A 17,574-nucleotide genomic window follows, 5' to 3' on the forward strand; every position below is an offset into this window, starting at 1 on the left:
AGCGCGTGACCGCGCTCGACGTGATCTCCGAATGGCCGGTGCCGACCGCCGCGGCAGCGGTGCTCGGGCCGTCCGGTGTGCTGGCCCAGTACGGGGACGTCGGGCGCCGGTTCACGCTGGCGTCGGTGACCAAGCCGCTCGTGGCGCGCGCCGCGCAGGTCGCGGTCGAGGAGGGCGTCGTCGATCTGGACACGCCCGCGGGCCCACCGGGGTCGACGATTCGCCACCTGCTCGCGCATACCTCCGGCTACTCGATGCGCTCGGAGACGACGCAGGCGGAGCCGGGCACGCGGCGGATCTACTCGAACTACGGCTTCGAGGTTCTGGCCGAGGCCATTGCGCAGGCGTCGGACATTCCGTTCGACCGCTACCTCGCCGAGGCTGTGTTCGAACCGCTCGGGATGACGTCGTCGACGTTGTTGGGTGGGGCGGAGGCCGCGGGCTTCGGTGGCGTGTCGACGGTCGCCGACCTGGCCCTGTTCGGGGCCGAACTGCTCCGTCCCGCCCTGGTGTCGCCGCAGATGCACGCCGACGCGACGTCGGTGCAGTTCCCGGGTCTGGCCGGCGTGTTGCCCGGGTATGGGAGCCAGCGCCCCAACGACTGGGGTCTGGGCTTCGAGATCCGCGACGGCAAGACGCCGCACTGGACCGGTGCCGCGAACTCCGCGCGGACGTTCGGGCACTTCGGCCAGTCGGGCACTTTCATCTGGGTCGATCCGGCCGCTGACCTGGCACTCGTGGTGCTGACGGACCGTGATTTCGATGCGTGGGCCCACCCGCTGTGGCCAGCGTTATCTGATGGAGTGCTGAGAGAATTCGAACGACACTAGCGCAACACGGGTCCCACAAGGCACAATAGACACGCGCGAAACAATTGCATCTATTCGGTAACGCCAGGCCGTTGGGGAAGACGTCCCAGGTGGAGCCGAAGGAGCAGAGTATGCGTGCGTCGAACCAATTCGCCGACGCGACGACAGGTGTGGTGTACGTGCACGCCTCACCCGCGGCGGTATGCCCACATGTCGAGTGGGCGCTTTCGTCGACCCTGTCGGCGCGAGCGAACCTGAAGTGGACGGCGCAACCGGCCATGCCTGGCCAGTTGCGCGCGGTCACCAACTGGATCGGCCCGGTGGGCACCGGTGCGTCGCTGGCCAATGCCCTGAGGTCGTGGTCGGTGCTGCGCTTCGAGGTCACCGAGGACCCGAGTGAGGGAGTGGACGGGCACCGCTGGTGCCACACTCCTCAGCTCGGTCTGTGGAACGGCGCCATGAGCGCCAACGGTGATGTGATGGTCGGCGAGATGCGCCTGCGCGGTCTGATGAACTCGGGCGCGGAGACGCTTGCCTCCGAACTCGACACGGTGCTCGGCACGGCGTGGGACGAAGCGCTGGAGCCCTATCGTGGCGGCGGCGACACCGGCGAGATGACCTGGCTCAACCGCGGCGTCGGCTGATCCCCTAGCGACGGGACTACGGCCGCAGGATCGTCAGCGCGCCCGGCACCGCGGACACCTCGACAGGCAGCGGGCAGACGAATTCCCCGTCGGCATAGGCGTTTATGCCGGGGCACTCGACGGTGATCACCTTGGCGCGTTCCGTGCGCACCGCGTCGAGGTTGACGTGGGTGCCCTTGAACACCGTCGGGAACAGTCGGATCAGCTTGGTGCGCGAGGCCGACTGCACCATCGTCACGTCCAGCATGCCGTCGGAGTGGTCGGCGCCCGGGGTGATCAGCATGCCGCCGCCGTAGCTGCGGGTGTTTCCGAACGCCGCCAGGGTGAGGTCGATGGCGAGTTCCTCGCCGCCGTCGAAGGTCAGCCGGAACGGCAGGAGGCGCAGCTTGGACAGCTCGGCGATCATGGCCAGGTTGTAGCGCATCCGTCCGTGCGGCCACGTCATGCGGTTGGTCCGGTCGGTGACCAGCGAGTCGAATCCGGCGGCCATCACGGTGCCGAACCACCGGTCGGTTCCATCGGTGCCGCGGATGCGACCGAGGTCGATGGTCTCGGCTCTGCCGTCGAGCACGATATCGGCGGCTGCCGCGGGATTGTCTGTCGGCAAGCCGAATTCGCGGGCGTGGTCATTGCCAGTGCCGGCAGGGATGATGCCCAGCGGAACATCGCCGAGCGCCAACGCCTGCAGGGCCACCGACACGATGCCGTCACCCCCGATGACCACCAGGGCATCGGTGCCACGCGCGAGTTCCTCGTCGAGCAGTCGACGGGCGTGGGCGGCGTCGTGCCCGACGATCGCGCAGACGTCGACACCGCGCTGCTGGAATCGCGCCACCGCCCGCTCGGCCGCGTGCGGCGCGCTGCCGTGCCCCGATGCGGGGTTGGTCAGCACGGTGACGCGGCCCGGTGGTGTGCGGGTCACGGGATCAGCTTGCCCGGGTTCAGGATTCCGGCGGGGTCGAGCACCGCCTTGACGGCGCGCAGCACCTCGACGCCGAGGTCGCCGATCTCGTCGCGCATCCACGGCCGGTGATCGGCGCCGACGGCGTGATGGTGCGTGATCGTCGCGCCGCAGCTGACCATCGCGTCCGATGCCGCCTGCTTCGCCTTGCGCCACTGCTCGATCGGGTTGCCCCGCTGCCCGGCGACGACGGTGAAGTACAGGGACGCCCCGGTGGGATACACATGGGAAATGTGGCACAGCACCAGAGCTGGAGTGCCGGATTCGGCCAGCGAGGTGGTGAGCGCCTCGGTGACGGCGGCCTTGAGTGCGGGCACGCGGTCCCAGTTGACCGCCGTCTCAAGGGTCTCGCACAGGGCGCCTGCCGACAGCAGCGAGTCTCGGAGGTAGGGCGCTCCGAATCTGCCGTGCTCCCACGCGCGTGCCGGACCCTCACCGAGTGACGTCGCACCCTGGCTCTCGAGCAGTGCACGCGTCTCGGCGTGCCTGCTGTCGGCATGCGCTGCGGTGCCCTCGAAGACCGTGATCGCTAGGCAGCCACCGGTGATCGACTGCTCGCCGATGTTGTCGGTGGTGGCGAGGTTGACGCCGGTCTCGGCCTCGTCGGACAGCCGGATCACCGTCGGTCCGGTGCCGGTCTGCGCGACTGCCCGCAGCGCGGCGGCGCCGGTGGCGAAGTCGGGGAAGGACCAGGCCTCGTAGCGGGTGGCCTCGGGGACGGGGTGCACGCGAACGCGTACCCGGGTGATGACGCCGAAGACGCCCTCGGATCCGAGGATCAACTGGCGCAGATCGGGACCCGCCGCAGATGCCGGGGCGCGGCCCAGGTCGAGCACACCCGCCGGTGTCACCACGCGCAGGCCCCGGACCATATCGTCGAATCTCCCGTAGCCCGCGGAGTCCTGGCCTGAGGACCGCGTCGCGGCGAACCCGCCGATGGTGGCGAACTGGAAGCTCTGCGGAAAGTGGCCGAGCGAGAAACCGCGTGCGCCGAGGAGGCGTTCGGCGTCGGGACCGGTTACACCAGCGCCGAGTTCAGCCTCACCCGACACCTCGTCGAGGCCGTGCAGTTGGTCGAGACGTCGGAGGTCGAGCGAGACGACGGCCTTGAAGTCACCCCGTAGCGGGTCGAGTCCGCCGACGACGCTGGTGCCGCCACCGAACGGTACGACCGCGATGCTGCGCTGCGCGCACAACGACAACACGGCGGCCACCTCGTCCTCGTCGCCGGGCAGCAGCACCGCATCGGGTGCGTCCTGGACTCCGGTATCCCTGCGGCGCAACAGGTCGAGTGTCGACTTTCCTCCGGCGCGCAGCAGCCTGCCGATGTCGTCGGAGACACAGTGCGCCTCACCGACTATGGCGATCAGAGCCTTCGCGTCAGCGGCCGACAGTGCCGACGGCCGCAACCGGACCTCCTCGGCCGTCAGTTCGGTGCCCGCGATGGCCTCCACGCCCAGGGCCTGGTTCAGAAGGGTGCGAATGCCGTCGGAGAGCGGCTTGGCGGCGGCGGGGTCACCCCACGCGTTCCACGACATCGGGGGCAGCATCTGGTCGTCCGATCGAGTCATGCGTTACAGTATTACAGATGATGTCAATCAGTAACGATGACATGGCGGAACCGGTCGGCGATCGCATCCTCGACGCCGCCGCGAGCTGCGTGCTCTCCTACGGCGTTGACCGCGTGACCCTCGCCGAGATCGCCCGCCGCGCCGGCATCAGCCGGCCCACGGTTTACCGGCGGTTTCCCGATACCCGCTCGATCCTGGCCGCCCTGCTCACGCTGCGGATCACCCGTGCGCTCGACGCCGTGCCGTCTGGCGGCGTGGGCCGCGAACTGCTGGTCGCACGTGTCGTCGGGGTGGCCGATCTGCTGCGGCGCGATGAGGTCATGATGGCCGTCCTACACCAGGCGCCGGACATGGCGATGGTGTACCTGTCCGAGCGGCTGGGCACCAGCCAGCAGATCCTGCTCGACACCGTCGCAGGCGAGATCAAGTCCGCCCAGGACGAGGGCACCGTCCGATCCGGTGACGCCCGCGAACTCGCCGCGATGAGCCTGCTGATCGCCCAGTCCACCATCCTGTCGGCCGACCTGATCAGGCCGATCCTCGACACCGAGCCGCTGGCCACCGAGCTGGCGCACGCCCTGAACGGATACCTCAAGCCATGACCAGAAGGAGCGAAGCGACATGGGAATCGGCACTGTGACTGCCCTGTCTGCCGCCCGCCGCGCCGCCGACCTCGCGGCACTCGGCGACGGCGAGACCGTCGACGTCGTCGTCATCGGCGGCGGCATCACCGGCACCGGCATCGCGCTCGACGCCGCCACCCGGGGCCTGTCGGTGGTGCTGGTGGAGAAGCACGACCTCGCGTTCGGGACCAGTCGGTGGAGTTCGAAGCTGGTGCACGGCGGGCTGCGCTACCTGGCCACCGGCAATGTCGGCATCGCTCGCCGCAGCGCCATCGAGCGGGGAATCCTGATGACGCGCAACGCCCCTCATCTGGTCAAGTCGATGCCGCAACTCGTTCCGCTGCTGCCGTCGATGAACGCCGCGTCACGGGCGTTGGTGCGCGTCGGTTTCGTTGCGGGGGATGGGCTTCGCAAGCTCGCTGGCACGCCTGCGGCGACCCTGCCGCGTTCGCGTCGTATCGACGCCCGCCGTGCCGTGGAGCTGGCTCCGACCGTGCGCCGCGCCGGTCTGCAGGGCGGCCTCCTGGCTCATGACGGACAGCTGATCGATGACGCCCGCCTGGTCGCGGCGGTGGCGCGCACCGCCGCGCAGAACGGTGCGCGCATCCTCACGCGGGTCGCCGCGTCGGAGGCCACCGGGACGTCGGTGCGGTTGACCGATGAACTGACCGGTGAAACCGTCGACCTGCGGGCGCGCGCGGTGATCAACGCCGCGGGCGTGTGGGCGGGTGACGTTGACACCGCCATCCGGCTGCGGCCCAGCCGCGGCACCCACCTGGTGTTCGACGCCGCGACGTTCGGTAATCCGACTGCGGCCCTGACGATTCCGATTCCCGGTGCGATCAATCGCTTCGTCTTCGCGATGCCCGAGCAGCTCGGCCGGGTCTACCTGGGGCTCACCGACGAGGATGCGCCGGGGCCGATCCCGGACGTGCCGCAGCCGACAGCGGAGGAGACCACGTTCCTGCTCGACACCGTCAACACGGCCCTCGACGTCGCGCTGACTCGCGATGACGTGATCGGCGCGTACGCCGGTCTGCGGCCACTTATCGACTCCGGATCGGGCCACACCGCCGACGTGTCGCGTGAGCACGCCGTCGTCGAGTCCGCCAATGGCGTCATCAGCGTCATCGGCGGCAAGCTCACCGAGTACCGGTACATGGCCCAGGATGTCCTCGACCGCGCCGCCGCACTGCGCGGACTGGACGCCGGACCCTGCCGGACGCGCAACCTGCCCCTGGTCGGCGCACCCGCCAACCCGGTGTCGACCCTGCGCTCGCCGGCCGAACTGCCCGCGGCGATGCCCTCGTCGCTGGTCGCCCGCTACGGTGCGGAGGCGCCCAACGTGATCGCCCGGGCGACCTGCGATCGGCCCACGGCACCCGTGGCCGATGGAATCGACGTCATCCGAGCCGAATTCGAGTACGCCGTCACCCACGAGGGTGCGCTGAGCGTCGATGACATCCTCGACCGGCGCACCCGCATCGGCCTGGTCGCCGGCGACCGCGAGCGCGCCGTGCCGGCCGCGGAGGAGTTCGCAGGCCTTACACGCGGCTGAGGTTAGGCGTTGATCAGCGCGTCTCGCACCGCGGAGACGGTGTGGCGTTGCCAGATCGCCTGAACCGGCACGAGCAACGGCGGTTCGAGGTCGACAACGGTGATTCGACCCTGCATCGCCAATCCTGTGTCTGCGGTGACCAGGGCGATGGCGCCAGTTGTGAGGGGAGCCGCCACCATCGCGGCACCCTGGACGCGACTGACGACGTAGTCCGGCTCGAATCCCGCGCGTCGGCATGCACCCATCAGGAAGTCGGTGAAGTACGACGCACCCGGCGGCGCCCACAACGCGAGCCGCTCACCCTTGAGGTCGGTGATATCGACGCTCGACACCGCTGCGAACCGGTGATCTGATGGAATCGCCACGCGCACTCGGTGATATCCGATGACGGCCGCTGCGAATTCTCCTGTCGGGACGACGCCGCGTCGCAGTCCGAGCTGGATGGTCCCGTTGAGCACTGCCTCCGTGAGAAGGTCGGGATACATCTGTCGCAGGGTGAACGACACCTCGGGGAACGCATCGATCGCCGGCTCGAGGAGGGCGTAGACCTCAGCCCCGCTGAGTGCGGGACTGTGCCCCACGGTCCAGGCCTGCTGGTCGACAGCGGCGAGCCGGACGTGGTCGCCGATCGTGTGAGCTGCCGCTAGAAGTGGTCGCCCCTCGTGGAGCAACGCACGACCGGCGGGGGTCAACGAGATGCGGCGGCCCTCGCGGTTGAACAACGTTGTGCCCAGTTCAGATTCGAGCTGCCTTACCGAGCTGCTCAACGCCTGCTGGCTCAGGTGCAGTTCGACCGCGGCGCGGGTGAAGCTGCCTGCCTCAGCGACGGCGATGAACTGCTGGAGCCGCCGAAGATCAGGTATCACAACTACAAACATTACTTGTGAAAACATCGGATTGTCGTGTTTTTCATTTGTGAAATGGGTCGTTAGCGTCGAGGTATGAGCGAACTCGCAGGCAAGTCAGCAGTCGTCGCCGCCGGAGCCAAGAATCTCGGTGGACTGGTCAGCACCACCCTCGCCAAGAGGGGAGTCAACGTAGCGGTGCACTACAACAGCGACTCGAGCGCAGCCGATGCAAACAGCACCGTCGCCGCCGTCGAGGCTGCGGGAGCGCGAGCGATCAAGGTGCAGGGCGACCTGACCAAACCGGCCAACGTCACCGCGCTCTTCGACGCGGCAGTCGGGGCCTTCGGTGGGGTCGACATCGCGGTCAACACCGTAGGCAAGGTGCTCCGTAAGCCGATCGCGGAAACCACTGAAGCCGAATATGATTCGATGTTCGACATCAACTCGAAGGCCGCCTACTTCTTCCTCCAGGAGGCTGGCAAACGACTCAATGACAACGGGTCGGTGATATCCATCGTGACATCGCTGTTGGCGGCCTACACCGACGGCTATTCGACGTACGCGGGTGCCAAGAGCCCGGTGGAGCACTTCACCCGCGCCGCATCAAAGGAGTTCGGCGTGCGTGGCATCAACGTCAACAACGTCGCACCAGGGCCCATGGACACACCCTTCTTCTACCCGCAGGAGACGCCGGAACGCGCCGAGTTCCACAAATCGCAGGCGATGGGCAACCGGCTCACCGATATCTCCGACATCGCCCCGTTGGTCGTGTTCCTCGCCGGGGATGGGCACTGGATCAACGGTCAGACGATATTCGCCAACGGCGGCTACACGACACGCTGAGACTCTGTCCTGCCGAGCAGACACAAACTCCCCTGATACACCGGGTATCAGGGGAGTTTGCGACTGCTCGCGGCTAGCGCCGCAGGCAGATTACAGCGGGATGTTCTTGTGCCGGCCGCGGCGCGCAGGTGCCTCGGCGAGAGCCTGAGTCACCACGCTTCGGGTGTGCGCCGGGTCGATCTTCTCGTCGACGACACCGATCTCGACGGCGCTGTCCACACCACCGGCGATCCGTTCGTGTTCGAGGGCCAACTCCTCGTGCAGGGCGTCCCGATCCTCGGGCGCGGCGGCGGCCAGAGTGCGCTTGTGCAGGATGCCGACCGCTGCCTTGGCACCCATCACGGCGACCTCGGCATCCGGCCAGGCGAACACCTTGGTGGCGCCGAGCGAGCGGGAGTTCATCGCGATGTAGGCCCCGCCGTAGATCTTTCGGGTCACCAGGGTGACGCGGGGGACCGTCGCCTCGCCGAAGGCGTGCAGCAGCTTGGCGCCGCGGCGAACCACGCCGCCCCACTCCTGGTCCACACCGGGCAGGTAGCCGGGCACGTCGACGATCACGATCAGGGGAATGCCGAACGCGTCGCACAGACGCACGAAACGTGCTGCCTTCTCGGCGCTTTCGGAGTTCAGGCAGCCACCGAGGCGCAGCGGGTTGTTGGCCAGCACGCCAACGGAGCGACCGGCGAGGCGGCCCAGCCCGACCACCATCGACGGCGCCCACTTGGCCTGAAACTCCTCGAACGGGGTGCCAGCGTCAAGCAGCGCGTCGATCAACGGGTGCACGTCATAGGCCCGGCGCGGCGAATCCGGCAGCAGGGCATGCAGGTCGGTGTCGCCGGCCTCGGCCTTGCTGCGGTCGAAGTGACCCTGCTGGCTGAACAGTCCGACCAGACGCTGGCCGCGCGCATAGGCGTCGAGTTCGTCGGTGGCGACGATGTGGCACACGCCCGACTTCTTGTGGTGAGTGTCGGGGCCGCCGAGCGACGCCATGTCGACGTCCTCGCCGGTGACGCTGCGCACGATGTCGGGTCCGGTGACGAAGACCCGGCCCTCGGGCGCCATGATCACGACGTCCGTCAATGCGGGACCGTAGGCCGCGCCGCCCGCTGCGAACCCCACCACGATGGAGATCTGCGGGACGTAGCCCGAGGCGCGGATCATGGCCTCGAAGACCAGGCCCACTGCGTGGAGCGCCTTGACGCCCTCGGCCAGCCGCGCGCCGCCAGAGTGCCAGATGCCAACGATCGGGCTCTGCTCCTCGATGGCGGTGTCGTAGGCATTGACGATGTGCTTGCAGCCCTCGATGCCCATCGCACCACCCATGACGGTGCCGTCCGTGGCGAACGCGACGGTGCGCACACCATTGACGTTGCCTGCGGCCGACAGCACGCCGGACTTGTCGCGCTCGTGCAGCAGCTCAACGGTGCCGTCGTCGAAGAACGTGCTCAGCCGCAGTAGCGGATCGCGCGGGTCGAGCGACTCAGCAGCCGTCTCTGGGGCCATGATCGTCATCGAAACCTCCTGTAACCGTCGAACTTCGGCGTGCGCCTTCGTGAGAAGTCAGTGCTTCCCGAAGACGAGCGCAACGTTGTGCCCGCCGAATCCGAACGAATTGTTGATCGCGTACTGGTAATTGCCCGTTCGTGGTTCCCCGGCGACGACGTCCAGATCAATCTCCGGATCGAGGTTTCGCAGGTTCAACGTCGGCGGGACGACTCCGTCTCGCAACGCCAGCACGGTCAGGATGGACTCCACCGCGCCGACGGCGCCGACGGAGTGGCCCAACGCCGACTTCGGCGCGTAGACCGCGGGCCTGTTGCTACCCAGGGCATTGTTGATGGCCTTGCCCTCGGCCACGTCCCCAACCGAGGTTCCGGTCGCGTGGGCGTTGACGTGGTCGATGTCATCTCGCGTGAGCCCGGCGAGTTGGATCGCCCGGGTCATCGCGTGTCCTGCTTGGCCACCGGTCGGATCGGGCGCCACGATGTGGTAGCCGTCCGAGGTGACGCTGGCACCCATCAGTCGGGCCAGAATGTTCGCGCCACGCGCCTTTGCGTGGTCCTCGGTCTCGATGACCAGAAGCGCGCCGCCCTCGCCGAAGACGAAACCGTTGCGATCCCTGTCGAACGGACGACAGGCACCCGCCGGATCTTCATTAGTGGTGGAGAGCACGATGCGCATCTGGGCGAACCCGGCGATGGGCACCGCTTCGATCTTGGTCTCCACGCCACCGCAGATGGCGATGTCTGCCTCGCCGAGCACGATGCTGCGCCATGCGTTCGCGATGCCCTCGGACCCCGACGCGCACGCCGAGACCGGCGTCACGATGCCGGCCCTGGCATTGCGCTCGAGACCAACCACCGCCGCAGGCGAATTGGGCATGTACGTCTGCACGGCCAGCGGGGATACGGCCTTGTAGCCCTTCTCCCGCAAATCGTCATAGGCGAACAGCAGTTCCTCACTGCTGCCGATTCCGGTGCCGATCGACACCATCAGACGACGGGTGTCGACCTCGGGTGCACCAGCGTGCGCCCAGGCCCGCCTACCGATGACGGTGGACATCTTCTGCAGGTACGAGAGGTGACTCTGCTCCGCGGGGGTCAGGTCGCTGTCGAAGTCCTCCAGGAGGTGGCCACCGATGCGAACCGGTAGGTCGTACAGCTCGACGAACGGGTCAGTCAACGTGCGGATGCCGCTCTCGCCGTCCAGTAGCCGCTTCCAGGTGCTGTCGGCATCGGTCGCCAACGCGGTCGTCATGGCGTAACCCGTGACGACCACGTTGGGGAAACCGCTGCCTGTAGTCAACCCTGCCATTACTGCTCCGAACGTTCCCCTCTACGCCTGAAGATGATCAGTAGCGCCCGAAGGCTAGAGCGACATTGTGTCCACCGAAACCGAACGAGTTGTTGATGGCGTACTGGTAGTCGCCATTTCGAGGCTCACCCGCGACGACATCGAGATCGATCTCGGGGTCGGGTGTCTCGTAGTTCAGTGTCGGTGGGATGACGCCATCCCGCAGTGCGAGCACTGTGAGGATGGACTCCAGTGCGCCGACGGCGCCGATGGAGTGCCCCAATGCTGACTTCGGTGCGTACACCGCGGCGTGTTGCACTCCGGCTTCCCGGATGGCGTTTGCCTCGGCGACGTCACCGATCGAGGTGGACGTGGCGTGCGCGTTGACGTGGTTGATGTCCGTCGGCGAGAGGCCCGCCGTCTCCATCGCCCGCTTCATCGCGTGAGCGGCCCGCAGGCCGTCCGGTGCCGGAGCCACCATGTGGAAGGCATCGGAGGAGATGCCCGCGCCCAGCAGCCTGGCCAGCGGCTTGGCGCCACGAGCCTTGGCGTGCTCCTCGGTCTCGATGACCATGAGCGCACCCGCCTCGCCGAACACGAACCCATCACGGTCCTTGTCGAACGGACGCGAAGCCGCTTCCGGATCGTCATTGCGAGTCGACATGGCCCGCATCATCGAGAACGCCGCGATCGGCAGCGCCTCGATGGTGCCTTCCACGCCGCCACAGACGGCGATGTCGGCGTCACCCATGACGATCTGTCGCCACGCGTGTGCAATGCCCTCCGAACCCGAGGAACAGGCCGACACGGGGGTGATGACCCCGGCGCGTGCCCCGAGTTCCAGGCCGACGACAGCGGCGGCACCGTTGGGCATGACCATCTGAACCGCGAGCGGGGACACCTTGCGGGGCCCGCCGTGGTTCATCGCGTCGTACATCTCGACGATCTTCTCGCCGCCACCGAGTCCGGTTCCGATGACCACCGAGAACCGATCCGGGTCGACCTCGGGGCTACCCGCGGACTCCCAGAGCTGGTTGCCGAGGTACTTCGACATCCGCTGGACATACGACATGCGTCGCATATCCAGTCGACTCATCAGCGGATCGAGCGGCTCCTTGAGGTGCCCACCGATCTTCACGGCGAGGTCCCACTTGTCGACGAACTCGTCCTCGAGGACGCGGATGCCGCTCTCGCCTGCAAGCAGACCCTTCCACGTGCTCTCGATGTCCGGAGCAATCGACGTGGTCGCCGTGACGGCGGTCACGACGACGTTGGGGAAACCGCCGTTAGCAGTGGAAGGCCTGGTCACTGGGTGAACTTATCGCGCAGTGCGGCGGCGGCCTCGGGGTTCTCTTCCTCGAGCTTCTGGATGTAGGCGACGACGTCTCCGACGGTGCGCAGACCCGCGAGGTCCTCGTCGGGGATCTTCACGCCGTACTTGTCCTCGGTCTGCACCGCGATCTCAACCATCGACAGCGAGTCGATGTCCAGGTCGTCGACGAACGACTTCTCAGGGGTGACCTCGGAGGGCTCGATGCCCGTGACCTCTTCGATGATCTCGGCAAGTCCGGCGATGATTTCCTGCTGATTGGCGGCCACGATGGCTCCTTCTATCTCTTCGGTGTCCCGCGCTCCACGGTGGAGGGCGGGAATGAATGTCTTGCGGTTGTACTGGTTAGAGCTCGGCGAGCCCGTCCAGGTCTGCGGGGGTCTTGACGGCGTGCGTCGGTACTCCCCGAAGCTCTCGTTTCGCGATCCCGGTGAGGGTCCCGGCGGGCGGGAACTCGATGATCGCGGCGACCGGGCCCTGGGCGGCGTTGCGCAGGTACTCGGTGCACAGGTCCCAGCGGACCGGCTTGGTCAGCTGGGCCACCAGCTTGGTCATGGCGTCGTCGGCTGAGGTCACGGGTTGACCGTCGGCGTTGGACAGCAGGGTGGTGGTGGGCTCATTGGTGCTGACGCGCTCGGCGGCAGCGGCGTAGCCGTCCAGCGCCGAGGCCATGTAGCGGGTGTGGAACGCGCCGGCGGTGGCCAGCTTGCGGACACGGGCCTTGGCGGGAGGATCCTCGATCAGCTTGTCCAGCGCGGACAGTGCACCCGCGGCGACGATCTGGCCCGCGGCGTTGCGGTTGGCCGGCACGAGGTCCAGTGCTTCGAGGCGTGCGAGCACCTCGGTCTCGTCGCCACCGAGAACCGCGGCCATACCGGTCGGCTCGACTGCACAGGCCTTGGCCATCTCGGCGCCGCGGATGGCGGCGAGCCTGACGGCGTCGTCTGCGGAGATGACGCCGGCGATGGCGTACGCCGCGATCTCGCCGACGGAGTGTCCGGCCACGACGGTCGGGGCTCCCGACAACAGGCCGCGCTTGGTCAGTTCCTCGTAGGCCAGCAGCGTCGCCGCGACCACCAGCGGCTGTGTGACCGCGGTGTCGGTGATCTCGTCGGCGGTCGCCGTGGTGCCGAGGGTCGTGAGGTCCAGGCCGCTGATCTCGGACCAGGTCGCGAGACGCTCAGCGGTGCCGGCCAGTGCGAGCCACGGCTCGAGCATGCCGGGGGTCTGAGACCCCTGGCCGGGGGCAAGCAGAGCAAGCGTGTCTTTAGGCACGAATTAAGAGAACACTGTGAAGACGGGTTTCCGCGGTGTAAGAGATTATGAACCTCGTCTTATGTTTTTGTAGGTAGTCCACAAAACCGCATGTGAAGCGACACGTTCGATATCTGACCGCGACCTTCAGCCGAGGACGGTGGGGGCAGATGTGCCCGCGCGAGGGCGGATCGGCGGGGCCATACCACCATTTAACGAGTTGGTGTGTGATCCATGACGGCCGAGTCGGCCCACGGTGGTGGCAACGCGCAGTACATAGGCATCCCGCGGCAGGGTCGGATCTCGCCCGGTGAAGTCCGCGATCCGTTTGAGCCGGTAGCGCACGGTGTTTGGATGAACGAACAATTTGCGTGCGCAAGCCTCTATGGCGCCCCCGGAATCGAGGTACGCGTCCAGTGTTTCGGCGAGCGCGGGTCCGGCGTCGGCCAGTGGGCGCATGACGTCGGTGTCCAGTGCGGAGATTGCTGACGGGTCGCCCAGCAGCGCGCGCTCGGGCAGTAGTTCGCGGGCGGTGACGGGCCGCGGCGCGCCGCTCCACCCGGCGACGGCGTTCATGCCGGCAATGGCCTCGGCGGCGCTGTAGTGCGCCGCGGAGAGTGAGGACGCCACAGGCCCGATCACGACCGGTCCGTCGGAGAAGACCTCGAGCAGTTCGTTGAGGAACTTGTCGGTGGGGGACAGGCGGCCCGACACGATGGCCACCAGCCATGTGCCGTGCACGTCGGTCAGTGCGCTGCGGCCGTGTGCCGCGACGATCGCGTGGATGTCCTCGCTGGTGTAGTCGATCCGTCCGGGTTGCGGCAGGCCGACCAGGACAGTGGCGGGCGCGGTGGCATCCCAGTTCAGCGCGGCCGCCTGCGACGAGAGTTCCGGTCCGACGTCACCTCGCACAACGGCGTCGACGACGTTGGCCTCCATTCTGGTGTCCCAGGCGCCGCGCGACTCCGCGGCATCGGCGTATCCCGATGCCGCGGCGAACGCGAGGTTGCGGCTGTAGCGCAGGATGCCCACGGTGAGTGCCGTCATCTGGTCGTCGTTGCGGGCCAGCATCGGCACGGCTTCCTCGAAGTGCTCCATCGTGACCCGCACCATGTCCACGGTCTGCCGTAGCGCGATCCGCCGGGTGAGCTCCTGAGGAACCAGGGCGAACGCATCGGCGGTCAGCCCGACGTCGCCGCGTGGGTTGCGCATCCACTCGGCGAAGTTCACCAACGCCGTCTGGACGACGAGCTGGACGCTGGCGCGCTGAGACGCCTCGAGGTCGGCGAAGAACGGCAGCCGTTCTCCCATCACGTGGACGGCCTCGGTGGCCAACCGCCCCGAGTACTGCTTCACACGGCGCAGCAGGGCCTCTGGGACGGAGTCCAGCAGCTCGAGCGACGACCGCGCCGCGTCGGGCAGTTTGTCGGTCATCCCTAAAAGATACGCGCCTCGTCTGGCAGTTTCCTACAAACCGGGGAACCCGCCCTCAGGCGCTGCCGGTGTCCTTGAAGGAGACCCCGGCAGCCAGCACGTCATCGATGCGGTACTGCTTGGCCGCCGCGACGGCGACCGAGGGGTCGATCTCACCGTCGCGGGCCAGTGCTTCGAGCACCGCCACCACGACCGACTCGGCGTCGGTGTTGAAGTAGCGCCGCGCGGCCGGCCGGGTGTCGGAGAAGCCGAATCCGTCGGTACCCAGCGTGACATAGGTGTTGGGCACCCACGGCCGAATCTGCTCGGGCACCGCGCGCATCCAGTCCGAGACCGCGATGGCCGGTCCGACGGTGGAGCCCAGCACCTTCGTCAGATAGGCCTGGCCGGCCTCTCGGTCGGGATGGCGCAGCGCCTCCCTGTCGACCGCCACGCCGTCACGGTTGAGCTCACCCCAACTCGTCACCGACCAGACATCGGCTGCGACGTCCCAGTCGGCGGCCAGCATGTCGGCTGCGCGCAGCGCCTCGGGCATCGCGACACCCGAGGCCAGGATCTGCGCGACGTTGCTGCGCTTCTCCTTCGCCGCGCGGAAGCGGTAGATGCCGCGCAACACGCCCTCGGGGTCGAAGTTCTCCGGCTCGGCCGGCTGGATGTAGGGCTCGTTGTAGATGGTGATGTAGAAGAAGACGTTCTCCGGCGTGTCGCCGAACATCCGCTCCAGGCCGTTCTCGACGATGTGGGCGATCTCGTAGGCGAACGCCGGATCGTAGGTCACCACAGCCGGATTGGTCGACGCCAGCAGAAGCGAGTGGCCGTCGGCGTGCTGCAGCCCCTCACCGGTGAGCGTCGTGCGTCCCGCGGTGGCGCCGAGGACGAAGCCACGGGCCATCTGATCGGCAGCTGCCCAGAACCCGTCGCCGGTGCGCTGGAACCCGAACATCGAGTAGAAGATGTAGATCGGGATCATCGGCTCGTCGTGGGTGGCGTAGGAGGTGCCCACGGCGGTGAAGGACGCGGTCGATCCGGCCTCGTTGATGCCCTCGTGCAGGATCTGCCCGATTTCACTTTCCTTGTACGCCAACATCAGTTCGGCGTCCACGGCGGTGTACAGCTGGCCGTTGCGGTTGTAGATCTTCAAGGACGGGAACCACGAGTCCATCCCGAAGGTGCGCGCCTCGTCGGGGATGATCGGCACGATCCGCTTGCCGATCTCCTTGTCCCGCAACAACTCCTTGAAGGTACGGACCGTCGCCATGGTGGTGGCGACCTCCTGGTTGCCCGAACCCTTCTTCAGTGCCTTGTAGGTCTCGGTTGGCGGCAGGTTCAGCCGCTTGGTCTTGGTCCGCCGCTCGGGAAGGAAGCCGCCAAGCGTGCGTCGCCGATCCAGCATGTAGCGAATCTCCGGCGCGTTGGGGCCCGGGTGGAAGTAGGGAGGCAGGTACGGATTCTCCTCCAGCGCCGCGTCGGTGACCGGAATCCGGATCGCGTCGCGGAAGCTCTTGAGGTCCTGCAGCGCCAGCTTCTTCATCTGATGGGTGGCGTTGCGACCCTCGAAGTGCGCACCCAGCGTGTAGCCCTTGATGGTCTTGGCCAGGATCACCGTCGGCTGGCCCTTGTGCTCGGTGGCCGCGCGGTAGGCCGCGTACACCTTGCGGTAGTCGTGCCCGCCGCGCTTGAGGTTCCAGATCTCCTGATCGGTCATCGGCTCGACCAGCGCCTTGGTCCGGGGGTCTCGACCGAAGAAGTGGTCGCGGACGTAGCCGCCGTCGTTGGCCTTGTAGGTCTGGTAGTCGCCGTCGGGCGTGGTGTTCATCAGGTTCACCAGCGCACCGTCGCGGTCGGCGTGCAGCAGCGCGTCCCACTCGCGGCCCCACACCACCTTGATGACGTTCCAGCCGGCGCCGCGGAAGAACGACTCCAGCTCCTGGATGATCTTGCCGTTGCCGCGCACCGGGCCGTCGAGGCGCTGCAGATTGCAGTTGACGACGAAGGTCAGGTTGTCCAGCCCCTCATTGGCGGCGACCTGGATGAGGCCGCGAGACTCCGGCTCGTCCATCTCGCCGTCACCGAGGAACGCCCACACGTGCTGATTGGAGGTGTCCTTGAGGCCGCGGTCGTGCAGGTAGTGGTTGAACCGGGCCTGATAGATCGCGTTCATCGGGCCAAGGCCCATCGACACCGTGGGGAACTCCCAGAAGTCGGGCATGAGCCGCGGGTGCGGGTAGGACGGCAGTCCGCCGCCGGGATGGCTGTGCTCCTGGCGGAAACCATCCAGTTGGTCGGCAGTTAGCCGACCCTCGAGGAATGCGCGGGCGTAGGCGCCAGGGGAGGCGTGACCCTGAATGAAGATCTGGTCGCCGCCGCCCGGGTGGGACTTGCCTCGGAAGAAGTGGTTGAAGCCGACCTCGTAGAGCGAGGCCGACGATGCGTATGTCGAGATATGGCCGCCCACACCGACACCCGGCCGCTGCGCGCGGTGCACCATGATCGCGGCGTTCCACCGGATCCAGGCTCGGTAGCGGCGCTCGACGTCCTCGTCACCGGGAAACCAGGGCTCGAGTTCGGTCGGAATTGTGTTGACGTAGTCGGTCGACGTCAGTGCGGGGATGGCGACTCGTTGTTCGCCGGCGCGCTCCAGAAGCCGCAGCATGAGGTATCGGGCCCGGGCCGGGCCGGACCGCTCGAGCAGGGCGTCGAACGACTCAAGCCACTCGGCGGTCTCGTCGGAGTCGATATCGGGTAGATAGGAGGCAACACCTTCGCGTATGACTCGAACTCGGTCCGGTTCGCTTGGGCTGCCAGAGTTTTGGGCCAGATCTTGACGCGCGAACTCGGTTGTCACTGCCGCTCCTTGGTTTGGCGGAATCGATTGCTCGCGACAATGAGGGTGGTCATCGCGAACT

The 17,574-nt window shown here is 67.3% G+C and carries 15 protein-coding genes; 5 read left to right on the forward strand and 10 right to left on the reverse strand.

What is annotated here, in order from left to right:
- Nucleotides 1–5 precede the first annotated feature (5 nt).
- Together ACZY0X_RS29250 and ACZY0X_RS29255 are read left to right on the forward strand one after the other, a co-directional pair.
- Entirely contained in the window at nucleotides 6–830 is an 825-nt protein-coding gene (locus ACZY0X_RS29250) for a serine hydrolase domain-containing protein (protein WP_463775394.1), read from the forward strand.
- Between the two features lie 110 nt (nucleotides 831–940).
- The gene (locus ACZY0X_RS29255; protein WP_463775396.1) at nucleotides 941–1,453 is read left to right on the forward strand and encodes a DUF3145 domain-containing protein; all 513 of its coding nucleotides are present in this window, start codon (nucleotides 941–943) and stop codon (nucleotides 1,451–1,453) included.
- 16 nt (nucleotides 1,454–1,469) lie between these two features.
- Here the strand turns inward: ACZY0X_RS29255 and ACZY0X_RS29260 are convergent, their stop codons facing one another.
- Both ACZY0X_RS29260 and ACZY0X_RS29265 read right to left on the reverse strand, forming a co-directional pair.
- Nucleotides 1,470–2,375: a diacylglycerol kinase gene (locus ACZY0X_RS29260; RefSeq protein ID WP_463775397.1), complete on the reverse strand. Its 906-nt coding sequence runs from the start codon at nucleotides 2,373–2,375 to the stop codon at nucleotides 1,470–1,472.
- Entirely contained in the window at nucleotides 2,372–3,952 is a 1,581-nt protein-coding gene (locus tag ACZY0X_RS29265) for an FAD-binding oxidoreductase (RefSeq protein ID WP_463775466.1), read from the reverse strand. The genes ACZY0X_RS29260 and ACZY0X_RS29265 overlap by 4 nt, the downstream gene beginning before the upstream one ends.
- A gap of 50 nt (nucleotides 3,953–4,002) precedes the next feature.
- Between ACZY0X_RS29265 and ACZY0X_RS29270 the strand changes: the two genes are divergently transcribed.
- Together ACZY0X_RS29270 and ACZY0X_RS29275 are read left to right on the forward strand one after the other, a co-directional pair.
- The gene (locus ACZY0X_RS29270) at nucleotides 4,003–4,587 is read left to right on the forward strand and encodes a TetR/AcrR family transcriptional regulator (protein ID WP_463775399.1); all 585 of its coding nucleotides are present in this window, start codon (nucleotides 4,003–4,005) and stop codon (nucleotides 4,585–4,587) included.
- Nucleotides 4,588–4,606: 19 nt separating this feature from the next.
- Nucleotides 4,607–6,166 carry a glycerol-3-phosphate dehydrogenase/oxidase gene (locus ACZY0X_RS29275; protein ID WP_463775400.1) on the forward strand — a complete coding sequence of 520 codons (1,560 nt, stop codon included), beginning with the start codon at nucleotides 4,607–4,609 and terminating at the stop codon, nucleotides 6,164–6,166.
- A gap of 2 nt (nucleotides 6,167–6,168) precedes the next feature.
- On the opposite strand, the gene ACZY0X_RS29280 is transcribed toward ACZY0X_RS29275, so the two are convergent.
- Nucleotides 6,169–7,044 (reverse strand): LysR family transcriptional regulator, encoded by an 876-nt coding sequence (locus tag ACZY0X_RS29280; protein WP_463775401.1) that lies wholly within the window; start codon nucleotides 7,042–7,044, stop codon nucleotides 6,169–6,171.
- 63 nt (nucleotides 7,045–7,107) lie between these two features.
- On the opposite strand from ACZY0X_RS29280, the gene ACZY0X_RS29285 reads away from it, so the two are divergent.
- The gene (locus ACZY0X_RS29285; RefSeq protein WP_463775402.1) at nucleotides 7,108–7,857 is read left to right on the forward strand and encodes an SDR family oxidoreductase; all 750 of its coding nucleotides are present in this window, start codon (nucleotides 7,108–7,110) and stop codon (nucleotides 7,855–7,857) included.
- Between the two features lie 90 nt (nucleotides 7,858–7,947).
- Here ACZY0X_RS29285 and ACZY0X_RS29290 read toward each other — a convergent pair whose 3' ends face one another.
- The 7 genes from ACZY0X_RS29290 to aceE all read right to left on the reverse strand — a co-directional run bounded on the left by ACZY0X_RS29290 (nucleotide 7,948) and on the right by aceE (nucleotide 17,513).
- Nucleotides 7,948–9,369 (reverse strand): acyl-CoA carboxylase subunit beta, encoded by a 1,422-nt coding sequence (locus ACZY0X_RS29290; RefSeq protein ID WP_463775403.1) that lies wholly within the window; start codon nucleotides 9,367–9,369, stop codon nucleotides 7,948–7,950.
- 48 nt (nucleotides 9,370–9,417) lie between these two features.
- Nucleotides 9,418–10,671: a 3-oxoacyl-ACP synthase KasB gene (gene kasB, locus ACZY0X_RS29295; protein ID WP_463775405.1), complete on the reverse strand. Its 1,254-nt coding sequence runs from the start codon at nucleotides 10,669–10,671 to the stop codon at nucleotides 9,418–9,420.
- Between the two features lie 37 nt (nucleotides 10,672–10,708).
- Complete coding sequence (gene kasA, locus ACZY0X_RS29300; RefSeq protein WP_463775406.1) at nucleotides 10,709–11,959, reverse strand: 3-oxoacyl-ACP synthase KasA; 1,251 nt, start codon at nucleotides 11,957–11,959, stop codon at nucleotides 10,709–10,711.
- Complete coding sequence (gene acpM / locus ACZY0X_RS29305) at nucleotides 11,956–12,249, reverse strand: meromycolate extension acyl carrier protein AcpM (RefSeq protein WP_463775407.1); 294 nt, start codon at nucleotides 12,247–12,249, stop codon at nucleotides 11,956–11,958. The genes kasA and acpM overlap by 4 nt, the downstream gene beginning before the upstream one ends.
- Before the next feature lie 76 nt (nucleotides 12,250–12,325).
- On the reverse strand, nucleotides 12,326–13,255 hold the full coding sequence (locus ACZY0X_RS29310; protein WP_463775408.1) for an ACP S-malonyltransferase: 930 nt from the start codon (nucleotides 13,253–13,255) through the stop codon (nucleotides 12,326–12,328).
- A gap of 126 nt (nucleotides 13,256–13,381) precedes the next feature.
- Nucleotides 13,382–14,668: a PucR family transcriptional regulator gene (locus ACZY0X_RS29315; protein ID WP_241404591.1), complete on the reverse strand. Its 1,287-nt coding sequence runs from the start codon at nucleotides 14,666–14,668 to the stop codon at nucleotides 13,382–13,384.
- Nucleotides 14,669–14,723: 55 nt separating this feature from the next.
- Nucleotides 14,724–17,513: a pyruvate dehydrogenase (acetyl-transferring), homodimeric type gene (gene aceE, locus ACZY0X_RS29320; protein WP_463775410.1), complete on the reverse strand. Its 2,790-nt coding sequence runs from the start codon at nucleotides 17,511–17,513 to the stop codon at nucleotides 14,724–14,726.
- Between the last annotated feature and the right edge of the window lie 61 nt (nucleotides 17,514–17,574).

The sequence above is a fragment of the Mycobacterium sp. IDUB_39 genome (assembly GCF_055419205.1).